Source organism: Neoluteolibacter marinus, from assembly GCF_014904755.1.
Lineage (GTDB): Bacteria > Verrucomicrobiota > Verrucomicrobiia > Verrucomicrobiales > Akkermansiaceae > Haloferula > Haloferula marina.
In genome coordinates this window covers 19,609-33,671 of the sequence record NZ_JACZFQ010000066.1, presented here as the reverse complement: position 1 = coordinate 33,671, position 14,063 = coordinate 19,609, and the positions used below count along the sequence as shown (strand labels likewise).

Below are 14,063 nucleotides of genomic sequence, written 5' to 3'. Positions count from 1 at the left end.
ACCCGGTGCGCACGCTCTTTCCCAATGTCCTCGAAACCCGCGGCATCGGCGACTTCTGGAGCCGCCGATGGAATACCGGCTACTCGCAGATGATGCAGCGGCTGGTCGGGCGACCCGTCACCGCCCGCCTCGGCCGGGAGGCCGGCACGATGGCGGTGTTCCTCGGCTCGGGCCTGCTGCACGAGCTCGCCATCACCCTGCCGGTGCGAGCCGGCTTCGGCCTGCCGACGCTCTACTTCGCGAACCACGGCCTGCTGACCCTGCTCGAAGCCCGCCGCGGCCGGGCCTTCGGCAAGATCCCCGCGCTGCTGGCGGTGATCCTGCCCCTCGGCCTCCTGTTCCCGCCGGACTTCCAGCGCGAAGTGATCGCCCGCTGCCTCGACGTCTTCGACGGATTCAGCGGGCTCTAACAACGCAGGCTTACTTCCCGAACACCGGCGTGATCTCAGCCGCGATCACCTCGGCTATTCGATAACCGTCCAGCGTTTCGATCCGCACTATCAACTACTGGTCCTCACTTCCCTTCTTTTGCGGCCTTAAGCGCTCTGACAAGCTGAACAAGATTCACATTCACGCCAATCTCCACGTTCAAGCTTCTCCGATCTTCCATGCTCCGCATTGGGAACTTCCATGTGCTTACATGATTTGTATTTGTTCCACGACGGAGCACAAGAATAAGGGGATACTTGGGATAGTCCGCTAACCGCACCGAACCGTAGAGATCATCAGGAACAGCTTCCACACTCTTGTTGTGCAAGATTTTCACTGGGATGAGCTTGGCAACCTCCATGCCGGAAAGTGAGGACCGTTCAATCCTGCAGACGGCAACCAGCTCCCACTTCTTCAGCACCAGTTCCCCCACCCGCTCCAGATCCACCTCAGTTCCCGACGAGGCGAGCGACGAAACCAACACCATTGTCGAAACCATCAAAGACGTCCAATTCTTTATCTTTTAGTTTTTTCGGAAGGGAAGAACACTAGCGGAGATGGGGGCGAATGCTACGAGGCAGCTTGCCTGACTCACGCAACCCCAGACACGAAGGCTTCGCTCCTCCTGACGATCTTTCCCCGATAGTATCGGGTCCGGCCAAAAACAGCAAACAAACGCTGCCCCATCACGAGATGGGCCAGCTTCGGCCCACTGCCTGTCCCGTTCAAGGGAGAAGTGATCGCCCGCTGCCTCGTCGTCTTCGACGGATTCAGCGGACTCTAACAACGCAGACTTACTTCCCGAAGACCGGCGTGATCTCGGCCGCGGTGGCCCAGATCCCGTGATGGGAATCCAGCGCCTCCAGCTTGACGAAGCGGGCTTCCACCTCGGCGAACTTCGCAACCTGCGGCTTGGCCTCGTCCTTGAAGGTTCCCTCCGCCGCCTTGGTCCAGCGCTTGCCGTCGTCCGATACCGAGACCCGGTAGCCCTTGATCCGGCCGTTGATGTTGTCCTGCCGCGGCAGGTAGCTCAGGCCGGAGAACTTCATCGGCTTGCCGAGGTCGATCACGAACTCATGCGGTGCCTTGGCGGCATTGCGCGACCAGCGCGTGTGCCAGAAGCTGGTCGGGTCGCCGTCGATGGCGTTCTTCGCCGAACCTTCACCGGACTCCTCGCTCGAGGCCCCGACCTTCCAGCCGCTGCGGTCGATCATGTAGTCGAAGGAACGCAGCACCGGGGTCCCGGGCACCACGCCCTGCGGCTTCACCGGGCGGATCGCCACCGCGCCGCCAGCGGTCATCATCGCCGGCAGCTGGAGCGTCGTCCCGCCGGAAGTCACCAGCTGCACCGCCTGGGCATCGGAGGCGCTCACCTCGCCCTTGGCATTGCGCAGCGGGATCGCCACCGGACCGAGGGGAATGCCGACCCGCTTGGCCGCCGCATCCTCGCCCGCCGCCAACGGCCGCAGGGCGAAGACCAGCCGCTGCGGCGCGCCGTGCACCCGGTATTGGTCCATCGTCGCCGGACCGCAGGAGCCGCCACCGATGCCGGTCTGTGCTCCGTCGAGGGTCAGCACCGTGGCTTCCGTCGTCTCGATCCCGGTCGGATGCGCCGCCGCGGCCAGGGCCTGGTCGGTCATGTGCAAGGCCGAGAAGGAGAAGGTCCCGCCCTCCGGCTGCCACAGCATCAGGCCGCCGCCGTCACCGGCCAGCGTCACCCAGCTCACGTCCTCGCGGTTGCCCATGAACTGCGGCTTGGCATAGGGCTCGAAGAAGTCCGCGACCGCCAGTTCGTGGCGGCCCAATGCGCTGCCGGTCTTGCGGTCGGCGTAGTTTTCCCAAGGCCCGCGACCCTGCCAGCTGACCTGCTCCAGCGACTTATCGAGGAACATCCGCAGGCCCACCCGCGGCAGCACCAGGTTCTCCTTGTTCGGCGCAATCACCGCATCGACCAACAGGGTGCCGTCGCCGAGGAAGCTGTAGGTCGTCGAGGTCTCGCAGCGGAAATCCCCGCCGCCCGTCGAGCGCACCAGGGTGGTGACCTGGGTCACCGGGGCTTCTTCCACCTTCAGGGTCACCAGCTCGTGCTTCAGCTGATCGAGCCCGGCCGAGGCCCAGGCACCCTTGGCGTAGCCGTCGTTGTCGCCCGGCGCGCGAAACAGGTTCACCACCGGCCCACGACCTTCGGAAATCATCTCCTTGCCGCCGAAGCGCAGCGAAGCCAGCACGCCGCTGGCCGCGTCGAAGCGGGCTTCAAAGGACCCGCCGCTCACCACCTTCGAACCGCCTTCGCCGTCCGCGACCTTGACCGCGCCGGCCTTGGCCAGGTCAAGCTTCACAAGCGGCGTCGAACCCAGCTCGAACTGCCGCCAGGCCACCTCGTGGCCCTTCTTCGCCCAGGCCGTGTCGGCCTTCAGCACCAGCGCGACCTTGAGCAGGTACTGCGTGCCCGGCTCGCTGCCGGCCTGGATCTCGTCCGGCAGCGGGATCCCGACGGTCTCCCAGGGCCCGACCGCCGGCGGGCTCATCACCTTGCTCGCCAGCTCGCGGCCGTTCGCCGTCACCGTCATCACCAGCTCGTGATGCAGGTCCGGGGTGGTGTGGAAGAACTCGTTGCGGAACTTCAGCGTGCGGCCCTCGAGCCAGAACTCCGCCGGCTGGTAGCTCGACTTGACCTGCCAGGTCTTGGCGTTGGGCGTGTGGTCGGCGTTGATCACGCCGTTGAGGCAGAAGTTGCCGTCGTTCGGCTTGTCGCCGAAGTCCCCGCCGTAGGCGAAGAACCAGTCGCGGCCGTCGGGCGACACCTGCCCGGCCGGTGCCTTCTTGCGCAGACCCTGATCGACCCAGTCCCAGATACAGCCGCCGATCAGGCGCTTGTGGGTCTCGAAGGCCTCGACGTACTCGTCCAGGTTGCCGGTCGCGTTGCCCATCGAGTGGGCGTACTCGCAGATGAAGATCGGCCGCGACGACTTGCTCGCGCCGGCCTGGTTCAGCCAGCCGACGCCGGCATACATGTGCGAATCCATGTCGTCGAAGTCCGAGGGATCCGGGAAGCGCTCGTACTGGATCGGCCGGCTGCGGTCGACCGCCCGCAGCGCATTCGACGCCGCTTCGAAATTCTCGCCGGGGCCGGCTTCGTTGCCGAGCGACCAGATCACCACCGAGGCGCGGTTCTTGTCTCGCTGGTACATGTCCATCACCCGCTCGACATGGGCCTTCTTCCATCGCGGCGGATGGCTCAGCGAATCCTCGCCGTAATAATAGCCGTGCGACTCGATGTTCGCCTCGTCGAGCAGGTAGATGCCGTATTCATCACACAGCTCGAGGAAGCGCGGGTGGTTTGGGTAGTGGCTGGTGCGCACGCAGTTGACGTTGAACTGCTTCATCAACTTCACGTCGGCCAGCATCGAGGCGTCGCTGACGTAGCGGCCGGTGTCCGGATCGTGCTCGTGGCGGTTCACGCCCTTGATGATCACCGGCTTGCCGTTGACCAGGAACTCGCCCTCGTCGCTGAAGCCGACCTTGCGGAAGCCGACCTTGTGGCGCTGGGCGCTGAGCACCCCGCCGTGGCCGTCGCTGCTGGTGATCACCAGGGTGTAAAGCTCGGGCGTCTCGCCGGTCCACAGCCGCAGGCCCTTTACCGTCCCCTCCAGCTCCGCCGTACCCTCGGCCTCGCCGCTCCAGACCACCTGGCCCTCGGGATCGAGCAACTGGACCCCGGCCATCACCCCGAGGGGCGCCTTGCCGTCGGGTGTCGCGAACTCGAGCCCCACCTTGAGCGACGCGGAGGCGAGGTCATCGGACAATTCGTAGGTGAACGCATAGTCGCGCAGCCAGGTCCGCGGCGTCGCATAGAGCATCACGTCGCGGAAGATCCCCGACAGGCGCCAGAAGTCCTGGTCTTCCAGGTAGGAGCCGTCGCTCCAGCGGTAGACCTCGACCGCGATGCTGTTCTCGCCGGTCTTCAAGTACGGCGTCAGCCGGAATTCGGCCGGCAGGTAGCTGTCCTGCGAATAGCCGACCTTCTCGCCGTTGACCCACAGGTAGAAGGCCGACTCGACACCGGCGAAATGGACGTACACGTCCTTGCCGTCCCAGTTTTCCGGCAAGGTGAAAGCGCGCCGGTAGGAGCCGACCTCGTTGCGGTTCTCGTAGGCCGTCCAGTCCTTCGGCGGCTCGCTGGTCACCCGCGGTTCGTCGCGTTTGAAGGGGTAGGTCTGGTTGGTGTAGATCGGCACCCCGTGGCCCTGGGTCTGCCAGTTCCCCGGCACCTGGATCGCCGGCCACGCGGAGACGTCGAAGTCCGCCTTGTAGAAATCCACCGGCCGATCCTCCGGGCGCTTGGCGAAATGGAAGCTCCACTCGCCGTTGAGCGTCATCACCCGCGACGAGTCGCGCCAATCCTTCTCCAGCGCCTCGGCGCGGCTGGCGAAGGGGAAAGAGAACACCCGTGCCGGCTCCTTGTGGATCGCCGTCACCTGCTCGTCCTCCCATTCGGGCGCCGCCGTGAGCACCCCCATCCCCGCCATCAAAAAGAACGTCCAGATTTTCATGACCATATAGGCGCCGTCGCGCGAAGCTTCGTCTTACGTCCTCATTTTTTTACCGTAAAGACGCGTTTTATTCCTTCTTTTTGCGATTTCGGGTGTCCGCCGGATTCTTCCCGGCGATGTCCGGCTTCCGCGATGGACTCGCCCCGAGTCACCGCTAGCATGCGCCTCCCGCCGCCGCATGTCTGTTTCCACCCTCAGCGAAAAACTCCTCACCCACGTCTCCCGCGACTTCTTCCGGCCGCTGACCCGGCCGAGCGCGGCGATCTACGTCGACTGCGCCGAACGGCTCGCCGAGGAAGCGGGCGAGGCCGGCCGGCTGGCCCAGAACGAGGCGGTGGCGATCGTCCGCGAGGTGCTCGCCGCCCACCCCGACATCTCGCTCGACGAGGACGAGGGCGCCGCGCTGCGCGACATCCGCCAGCGCGCCGGGCAGATCTTCAACCGCCTCTGCGACGCCAAGTGGATCGAGGACCAGCAGCTCGGCCTGCACGAGCGCTGGGCGCTGGTCTCGCCCGGCCTGCGGCCGATGCTGCGGCTGCTGCGCGACCTGGCCGAGGACGAGATCGCCGAGCTCAAGACCTTCGCCGACAGCGTCCGCGGCGTCTGCGAGTCGCTCGAGCGCGAGGGCGTGCTCGACCCCCGCCTGCACGAGCCCGACGAGCTTCGCGCCACCCTCACCGACCTCAACTCGCGGCTCGAGAATGCACTGATCCAGCTCCACGGCGTCGAGAAGATCATCTCGATCTTCGACCGCAAGCAGCGGCTCAGCGAAACCCCCGCCGAAACCCTGCGCCTGCTCTACTCCGAGTTCGGCTCCGGCCAGCACATGGTCTGCTACGACGCGCTCCGTAGGAACGGCCTGCTGCCGCGGCTGTCCGCGCTGCGCGGCAAGGTCGCCGACCTGCGCGACAACGAGCAGCTCAAGGACCGGCTCGCCCAGGCCATCGCCAGCCACTACGGCTGGTCGCAGGCCGAGGCCTGGGATCGCGCCGTCCGCGCGCTGAAGGACCTCGAGTCGCGGCTGTCGTCGATCCGCCTGGTCGCCGACGCGATCGACGCCCGCATGGCCGGCTTCAACCAGCTCTCCCAGCAGCGCTACCGCTACCAGACCGAGCTGCGCGGCCGCCGCCCCGAGATCATCAAGGCCTACTGCGACGCACTCAATGACGTGCACGCCGGCAGCCGCCTTTCACAGCTCAAGGACGAGGCCCCGGACTTCCCGGTGCTGGCTCCGGAGCTGCGCTTCTACTATGGATCCAGTTCCCTGGCCCGGACCCGCCGGATCAAGGCGCCGGCCGACCTCAGCTTCGGCGGCATCCGCGACCGCGACGACGACGAGAGCGACGCCCTGGCCGCGCTGCGCGAGCGCCAGCGCCTGGCCCTCACCCCGCAGCGCGCCGCCCGCCTGATCGCCCGCCTGCTGCCCAACAAGGGCGGGACCGTCTCGTCCGCCGAGTTCACCGCCAGCAACGTCGACGAGATGCTCGACCTGCTGGCCGTCGCCGCCTACCACCACTCGCCCGCCGCCGGCGGCAAGTCGGTGCGCTGGAGCATCGACGGCCCCGGCCGGACCACGCCGCTCGACCCCGGCTCGGTGCCGCAAGTCGAGCAGGCCGGCTGGCGGATGGACCGCTTCGAAATCACCCGTCAATCATGAGCGAATCCCAACGCGATCCCCTCTGGCCGGGCTTCTGGCCCGATGTCCCCGCCGACGACCGCGCGCCCATCCGCGAGCTGCTCGCCGAGCTGCTCGGCCGGGGCACCGTGGTCGGCGACAGCGGCGCCGGCCGCGACCTGTTCCGGCTGGCCCGCGACCACTACCGCCGCCACCTCGAGGACTACCTCGCGCCGCTCGGGCTGGAGCTCATCATCGACGACGAGGCGCTGGTCCTGCAGGCCCGCCCGCGGCCCGAGGCCTGCCTGCTGCTCGGCCAGTTCAGCAAGGATGAAACCCTGGTGCTGCTCGTCCTGTGGCGCTGCTGGGACGACCAGCGCAGCAACCAGGCCGCCGACAAGGTGATCCTCGCGGTCGACGAGCTGTGGAACCAGTTCCGCACCACCTTCGACAAGATCGAGCCGCCGCAGGCGACCCACCTCGACTCGATCCTGGCCAGGCTCAAGCGCCACCGCCTGATCCGCACCCACCGGCCCGACAGCGCCACCCAGCCCGGCGACACGCTGATCGAGATCCTGCCCAGCCTGCCGCGCGTGATCCCCTTCGACTCGATCGAGGAATGGACCGCCCGCAAGGACCTCTACGAACCGGCCGGCGCGCCGGAGCCCGCCGCCGGAGCCGCGGCCGGAAACTGACCTTCACCCATTCCTGCCATGCGCGTTCACCTCAGCCGCATCATCGCCTACAACTGGTACGGCTACCGTCGTATCATCGAGCTGTCCGGCCTTTCGCTCATCACCGGGGCCAACGGCTCGGGCAAGAGCGCCCTGCTCGACCTGCTCCAGTTCGTCCTGCTCGGCGAGCAGCACAGCCGCTTCAACAAGGCCGCCGCCGGCGCGGGCAGCGGCCGCACCCTGCGCGGCTACTGCCTCTGCGACACCAACACCCTCGGCAAGGACGGCCAGGAACGCTACCTGCGGCCTTCCGGCGTGACCCTCGCGGCGCTCGAGTTCTCCTGGCCCGGCGACGAGCCGCGGCGCGAGACCTGGGGCGCCCGCATCGAATACGAAGGCCCGACCGCCAAGCCGCGGACGCTGTGGTTCACCGTGCCCTCGCGGCTGGAGGGCGACGATTTCCTGACCAAGGACCTGATCGGCGAGTCGCTGCAATTCCTCACCGAGGATGAGTTCCGCGTCCACGTGAAGCGCGAGATGGGCGGCGAGGTCTTCGACCGCCAGACGACCTACCTCGAGGAGATGGGGTCGCGCGCGCACCTCGGCTTCGACCGCAAGCAGATGAACAAGACCTTGCCGAACTCGATGGCCTTCCAGCCGGTCGAGTCCTTCGAGAAGTTCATCCGCGACTACCTGCTGGAGCAGGCGTTGCCCGACGTCGCCACCGTGCGCAGCAGCGTCGACGCCCATCGCCGCGCCCAGGAGCGGCTGGAAAAGATGCGCGACCAGCACGAGCGGCTGAGCCGCGTCGGCGAGCGCCACCAGGCCTGGCTCGAGGCCCGCCGCGAATCCGCCTTGTTCCGCCACCTGCGCGACGCGCTTTCGCATGAGGAGCGGCTCGAAAAGCTCAATGCCTGCCGCGCCGAGCTCGAGCGCCTGCGCAGCGAGCACGCCGGCCAGCGCAGCGACCATGAGGCGGCGCTGAGCGAGCGCAACGAACTCGAAAGCCAGCTGCGCGAGGTCCGGCTGGTCGCCGGCAACGACAGCCAGATCGCCGCCCTCGCCAATCAGCGCGGCCGCCGCGACGAGGTCGAGCGCGAGCTCGATTCGCTCCGCGATGCCGCCAAGACCGCCCGCGAGTATCTCCACGACCGCGTGTCCAACTGGAAGCAGTGGCTGAAGATGGCCGCCGAGCTCGAACTCGAGCCGCCCGCCGAGGCCGAGGCCTGGCTCGAAACGATGCGCGGCACCAACGAGGCCGCCGGCCTCGACACCGCCGAGAAAATGCCGCGCATTTACCACGCGCTGCACAACGACGCCGCCGAGCAACTGCGCCCGGTCCGCGACCGCCTCCACGAACTGGAGGCCCGCGAGCTGCGGCTGCGGCGCGAGCTCGACGACCTCGAGCACAAGGGCAGTGCCCACGCCTCGCCCTTGCTCGATGCCCTCAAGTCGCGCGGCCAGAAGGCCGAGGCGCTCGGCCGCGTGATCGAGGTCAAGCCCGCCGCCGAGGACTGGTGGCCGCTGCTCGAGTCACTGCTCGGCAACCACCGCCAGGCCGTGCTGGCCGAAGATTACAAGGCCGCCTGGGAGCAGGCGCACAAGCTCGGTCACAGCGACGAGCCGATCGTCAACAGCGACGAGCTCACCGCCGACGGCAAGCCGGCCAAGGGCTCGGTCGCCGCCTTCTTCGACACCAGGAACCCGCTCGCCGCGCGCTTTCTCCAGCAGCACTACGGCGACCTCGTCGCGGTCGACAAGTCGAACAAGCTCGACGCCCACCCGCGGGCCTTTTCCAAGGACGGCTGGCTCAAGGACCCGCCGCTGCGCGTCCGCCTGCAGCCGGCAAAGGACCTGACCATCGGCGAGGAAGGCCGCCGCCGCCTGCGCGCCCGGCTTGAGGAAGACCTCGCCGCCCTGGAGGAGGAGATCGCCGGCCTGCGGCGCCAGCAGGAGGCCTGGAACACCTTCCTCCACCGCGGCACCCACTGGGAGCTCGACAAGGCGACCCGCCCGGAGGGGACCACCCGGCTGCACAAGCTGCCCGACCTGCGCCGCGAGCTACAGCAGCTCGAGGAAACCATCCGCCTGCTGGCGACACCCGAGCGCGAGAAGATCGTCGAGGAGCTGCGGGTGCTCGAGAAGACCTTCCAGGGCGTGGTCGAGCGCATCGGCCGGCTCGCCAACGCGATGGAGCGCGCCTCGCAGCGCGAGCGCGAGCTCGGCGACAACGAAGAGCACTTCGCCGCCGAGGAGGAGCGCTTCAAGATCGAGCGCCAGCGCAGCCGCGAGTCGCTCGAGGGCTTCCGCGACGCCGAGATCAGCGAACGCCTCGCCGCCTGTGTCGGCGAGTTCCCGACCTGGGCGAAACGCATCGAGGCCGCCGCGCTGGTCGCCCAGACCCAGCTGCACGATGCCGACAAGGCCCGCGCCGAACGCCAGCGCGAGCGCTTCGCCCTGGCCGAGGCCCATCCGGAGACCGCCGACGCCTTCGACCCGGAGGACGACGACAACACCCGCTACGAAGTCCGCCGTAGGGAACTCGAGGAGCACGACCTCGACCGCTACACCCGCGAGGCCGACGACGCCCGCCGCGAGTGGGAAGACCGCCTGCAGCACCAGGTCTTGGACGTGCTCAAGGAGAAGCTCGACGAGGCCGATCGCACCAAGCGCGAGCTCAACAAGGCGATGGACCACGAGATCGGCGGCTGGCGCTACCAGCTGAGCATGCGCAAGGACCTCAGCCACACCGCGATCTGGGCGTTGGTCGACAAGGGCCTCAGCCCCGGCCTCGAGCTGCTGGCCACCGGCGCCAAGGAGGAGATCGAGAAGGCCAAGGCCGCGCTGATGGCCGCGATCGAGAACCCCGAGGAACCGCGCAACCAGCGCGCGCTCGACTACCGCTTTTACCACCACTGGGACATCCAGGCCCACCCGGTCGGCCAGGGCGAGGGTGCCGCGGTTTCACTCAACAAGAGCGCCAAGAAGCAGAGCGGCGGGGAGAACCAGGCGCCCTTCTTTGTCGCCATGCTCGCCGCCTTCCAGCGCGTCTACGACCTCGGCGACCGCCACCCGAAGCCGAACCTCGGCGTGATCATCATGGACGAGGCCTTCTCCAAGCTCTCCGGCGACCGCATCGACGCCTGCCTGGCGCTGGCGCGGAACTTCGGCCTGCAGCTCGTCATGGCCTTCCCCGAGGACCGCCTGCCGACGATGATCGGCCACGCCGAGACGGTCCTGCAGTGCCGCGTCGAGCGCAGCTACGACGGTTCCCGTAACGGCGCCGTCGCCGACATCGAGAACTGGGTCGTCAAAGTCGACCGCGACCGCCTGGCGGAGGCGCTGGGGTGAGGGACTTGGACCGAAGGGAAGTAGCGGAGCGGCTGCGCCGTTCCGGCGGGAGGCGGTCCGGAGCGGCAATCCGAGCGTCTTTTTCTCGTCGCGGCCGCACCCATCCGGAAGGACGCAGTCCTTCCGCTACGAGAAGGAACGGCGAGCCGACTTCAACGGCAGGCAAAAGGTGGCTCGTATCCTAGCCATTCGGGACGGATTGGAACAGGTCGCCCCGGCTACTGGTATCAGAAGGGACCCCAATTCGAATCACTACTCAGCCGACGATTGCCCGGTATTGTTGCCTGTAAACCGATATGAACTCCGATTGAAAGGAGCCAGCAGGTCACCTGACACCAGGTGATCCATTCTCCAATGACCGGGCGTGACTCCATAGGAGCGACCTCCGATCCTCTCATAGTTGGAGTCCCTGTAGGTCACCCCCATCACAATCGGGGGCCTTGGAGCCAGATCGTCATGCAGGATCTCCAGGCATTCCGCCTCACTGGAGGCGGCAATTGAGTACTGCTGCACAAAGCCGCCATCGGCGACCTCGGGAACAATGGAATACAGGAGTCGATACCGACCATCCGTCAGTCGAAAGGTGTTGAATAAACTCTCAATCTGCTTGTCCACGTAGGCTCTGCCCGACGGGCTGTCCTGCTTCTCCAACAGAAGCTGGTAGGGACGTGTCATTTTCCGAACCTCTTCCATGGAAGGTTGAGAGACCGCGTATGCGAAGATATTCTTCCCATCCGAACTCTTGGAATAGATCAATTTCGCCCGGATCTTCTCGCTGTCCTTGATTCGACCTTCCACCTCAAGGCGAGTCTCATATTCGGCCCTATCCAAGGGGAGTCCGGAGATTTTCTTCATGAACTCCTCGTCGGGGTCAACCGCCTCCTCCTGCGAGCCGGCAAGCTCCTTCGCTTCAAGTACCTCAGGTTCGGGCCGGGCTGGAATCTTCGGGCTGATTTCAGGAGCTTCCTGCCGCGGTGAGGACTTTTTGGGAAGCTCCTTGCGTGGACCTTCCCTGGGAAGCGAAACGACCGGAGGGTCAACAGGCTCGTCGACTGACGGCGCCTCAGGCCAGATCAACAGCCCGATCAGAATGGAAGCGGCGATCCCTGCGACCGCGACCCCAGCAAGCCCATGCTTCCTTTTCATAACAATATCCTCTTGATTGTCTTTCAATTGTCAATCGCACAACAATGAGATGTGAGAGTCTCCGCGGGAGACCATGGGCGCCCCCTTTTTGAATCTGACCAGGTTCAGCCGCGAAGGGGACGGAATCGCCTGGGTTTCACCACGCGGCCGCTGACGGCTTGCACAATCTGACCACCACGGAAGTAGCGGAGCGGCTGCGCCGCTCCGGCGGGAGGCGGTCCGGACCGGCAATTCGGGCGTCTAATTCTCATTACGGCCGCACCCAGCCGGAAGGACGCAGTCCTTCCGCTACGAGAAGGCGCGGCGGGCCACTCGGGACGAATCGGGTCAGGACACCCCGCCTACTACCTTTGTAGTCATTCCCTCAATCCAGCAGCGGCGGCCAGTGGGCGGCCTCCCAGATGGCGGCGGCGAGGGCGGTGATCAGCGCGTCGAGCTTCTTCTTGCGGATCTTCTTGCCGCTCCGGTCCTCCAGGTGAAACAGCAAGTCGACGGCGGCCTCGCAGAGCTGCTGTTGGCGGGTTTCCGCGAAAATCCGGTCGAGATATTCCTCGAGAGTTTCCTCCGCATCGCCGCTGGCCATCCAGCTTTCGTAACGGGCGACCATCCGTTCGGCATCCGGGTCGTAGCCCGGCACCTGGTCGGGATGGAACGCACCCAAAATGGCCAGCGCGGTGGTCTGGAGGAGCTCGAGCTCGTGAGGGCTGATCTGGTCGGAGAGATCGTTGAAGGCATCGAGGATGTCCGCGAGACGGATCTCCAGGCGGTTCCACATCGCCTCGTCGCCGGTGACCATCTGGATCCGGATCTCAAGCTGCTCGCCTTCTAACAAACCCTGCCGCGGCGGCGGATCGAGCGGCAGCTCGCCTTCATCCTCGACCTCGATGAAGCCGATTGGCGGCGGCGGCAGGATCAGCTCGTCGAGACCGAGGTCGGCGAGGAGGGGGTTGAGGTCGATGTCGATCCCGTCCGCCCGCCGCTGCTGGTCGCAGCGGGCGACGTGCTCTTTCATCAAGCGGACCAGCCGCGGCCGGAGCGATGGCTCGCCCCCCGCTTCGCGGGGCGTCCGGCCGCCGAATGCCGGCAGGGCGGTATCGGCGAATCGGAGGTAGTGGGCCGGGAGTTCCGGCCCGGGCGGATCGCCGGGCTCCTGGAGCTCGATCATGGTCGATAGATCGAGCGGCGAAACGCCATCGAGAAATCGCGGTGGCACCAGGTCCGGATCGAAGCCGGACGGGGCGCCGGAAGGCGCCAGATCCATGGAAGACCGCTCTTCCGCGCCGAGCTCGAGGCCGAGCTCCGCGATGAATTGCCGGCCGGCGACCATGGCGGTCTCCCCGATGGCCTGGAACTCAAGTCCCTCATCGGTCAGTTGCAACTCACCCAGCACGCGCGCCTGATGGTCGCGGTCGCGATCCGAGCCCTCGTCCAACAGGCTGCCCAGGAAACGCTGGAGCGGGCTGTCCGTCTCCTCGACGAAAACCCGCTTGCTGTCGCGCAGCTTTGATTCCAAGTCGCTCAGAATCCCGGCGGGCACGGGGTAGTTCAGCGTGAACTGCCTCAGGTCGCTCATCGCCAATTGCTTCACCTGAGAGGCGACGCCGATGGCCACGAAAGCATCGGCCACCAGCGTCATGTGTTCGAGAAGCCACGACGTCCGGTTCTCCGCCGGCGCATCGAGGTGATCGAGCAAGGCATCGAGAACCTCCTGCGGTTCGAGACCGTCGATCGACGGCACCGCGATCGATCCCCCGCTCAGGCGCTGGCCGGCGGGCAGGTCGTAAAGCCAGCCGAGCTGCACCTGGAACCGCCCGACTTGCGACGCCGCGGCTTCGTCGGTCACGGCGAAGGGCGGGAGTTCCGGACGCAACAGGTCGACGGCCATCGTGCGGCTCCCGTCGATCCCTTCCCGGAACTCGATCAAGGCGGGACGCATCGACGCCATCCAACCCAGCAGGACCTGCTCGTCGTTCTTCCAGTCGCGGAAAAAGCCCTGCTCCCGCCACTGCTCCAGCCGGCCGCTGCCGTGGACCAGCCAGACATGCAGGGCGTGGCTGGTGAAGAGGTCGTCGTCGCCGATCGCGTCCGCCATCTCGCGGGCCTGCGACGGCGAGAGGTCAGCGGCGAGCTTGCGCGAAAGCTGGTGGATCACCTTGCTCTCCAAGCCGAGGAAGACGTCGCGGTAGTTGCCGGGCGAAAAGGGATTGAAGGGACAATCCAACGGACAGGAAATGGCCGAGTTGCGGCCGCGACCACATTCCTCGGGGGTAATCGCCGCCCCCTTCGCCGGACAAT

Annotated in this window: 8 protein-coding genes; 4 read left to right on the top strand and 4 right to left on the bottom strand. The window is 66.4% G+C overall.

Translation table 11 applies throughout. From position 1 onward, the window contains the following. On the top strand, nt 1-410 hold a 410-nt coding region (locus IG178_RS13115), incomplete at its 5' end, for an MBOAT family protein (RefSeq protein WP_226895407.1). A gap of 104 nt (nt 411-514) precedes the next feature. On the opposite strand, the gene IG178_RS13110 is transcribed toward IG178_RS13115, so the two are convergent. Together IG178_RS13110 and IG178_RS13105 are read right to left on the bottom strand one after the other, a co-directional pair. Then, nucleotides 515-928, bottom strand: coding sequence for a hypothetical protein (locus IG178_RS13110; RefSeq protein WP_193213013.1), 414 nt, complete (start codon nt 926-928; stop codon nt 515-517). A gap of 295 nt (nt 929-1,223) precedes the next feature. Next, complete coding sequence (locus tag IG178_RS13105) at nt 1,224-4,982, bottom strand: glycoside hydrolase family 2 TIM barrel-domain containing protein (protein ID WP_193213012.1); 3,759 nt, start codon at nt 4,980-4,982, stop codon at nt 1,224-1,226. 178 nt (nt 4,983-5,160) lie between these two features. On the opposite strand from IG178_RS13105, the gene IG178_RS13100 reads away from it, so the two are divergent. From IG178_RS13100 to IG178_RS13090, 3 genes are read left to right on the top strand one after another with little or no spacing between them, the layout of a single operon-like run. Beyond that, nucleotides 5,161-6,639 (top strand): Wadjet anti-phage system protein JetA family protein, encoded by a 1,479-nt coding sequence (locus IG178_RS13100; protein ID WP_193213011.1) that lies wholly within the window; start codon nt 5,161-5,163, stop codon nt 6,637-6,639. After that, nucleotides 6,636-7,292, top strand: a complete 657-nt coding sequence (locus tag IG178_RS13095) for a DUF4194 domain-containing protein (protein ID WP_193213010.1) — start codon at nt 6,636-6,638, stop codon at nt 7,290-7,292. The genes IG178_RS13100 and IG178_RS13095 overlap by 4 nt, the downstream gene beginning before the upstream one ends. An 18-nt stretch (nt 7,293-7,310) precedes the next feature. Further along, on the top strand, nt 7,311-10,622 hold the full coding sequence (locus IG178_RS13090; RefSeq protein ID WP_193213009.1) for an SbcC/MukB-like Walker B domain-containing protein: 3,312 nt from the start codon (nt 7,311-7,313) through the stop codon (nt 10,620-10,622). 252 nt (nt 10,623-10,874) lie between these two features. Here the strand turns inward: IG178_RS13090 and IG178_RS13085 are convergent, their stop codons facing one another. Both IG178_RS13085 and IG178_RS13080 read right to left on the bottom strand, forming a co-directional pair. Continuing rightward, nucleotides 10,875-11,768 carry a hypothetical protein gene (locus tag IG178_RS13085; protein WP_193213008.1) on the bottom strand — a complete coding sequence of 298 codons (894 nt, stop codon included), beginning with the start codon at nt 11,766-11,768 and terminating at the stop codon, nt 10,875-10,877. Between the two features lie 364 nt (nt 11,769-12,132). Continuing rightward, complete coding sequence (locus IG178_RS13080) at nt 12,133-13,989, bottom strand: hypothetical protein (protein WP_193213007.1); 1,857 nt, start codon at nt 13,987-13,989, stop codon at nt 12,133-12,135. Between the last annotated feature and the right edge of the window lie 74 nt (nt 13,990-14,063).

Coding starts and splice junctions, on each gene's coding strand:
- IG178_RS13110 (WP_193213013.1), bottom strand. CDS start 928: ATGGTTTCGACAATGGTGTTGGTTTCGTCGCTCGCCTCGTCGGGAACT.
- IG178_RS13090 (WP_193213009.1), top strand. CDS start 7,311: ATGCGCGTTCACCTCAGCCGCATCATCGCCTACAACTGGTACGGCTAC.
- IG178_RS13085 (WP_193213008.1), bottom strand. CDS start 11,768: ATGAAAAGGAAGCATGGGCTTGCTGGGGTCGCGGTCGCAGGGATCGCC.
- IG178_RS13100 (WP_193213011.1), top strand. CDS start 5,161: ATGTCTGTTTCCACCCTCAGCGAAAAACTCCTCACCCACGTCTCCCGC.
- IG178_RS13095 (WP_193213010.1), top strand. CDS start 6,636: ATGAGCGAATCCCAACGCGATCCCCTCTGGCCGGGCTTCTGGCCCGAT.
- IG178_RS13105 (WP_193213012.1), bottom strand. CDS start 4,982: ATGAAAATCTGGACGTTCTTTTTGATGGCGGGGATGGGGGTGCTCACG.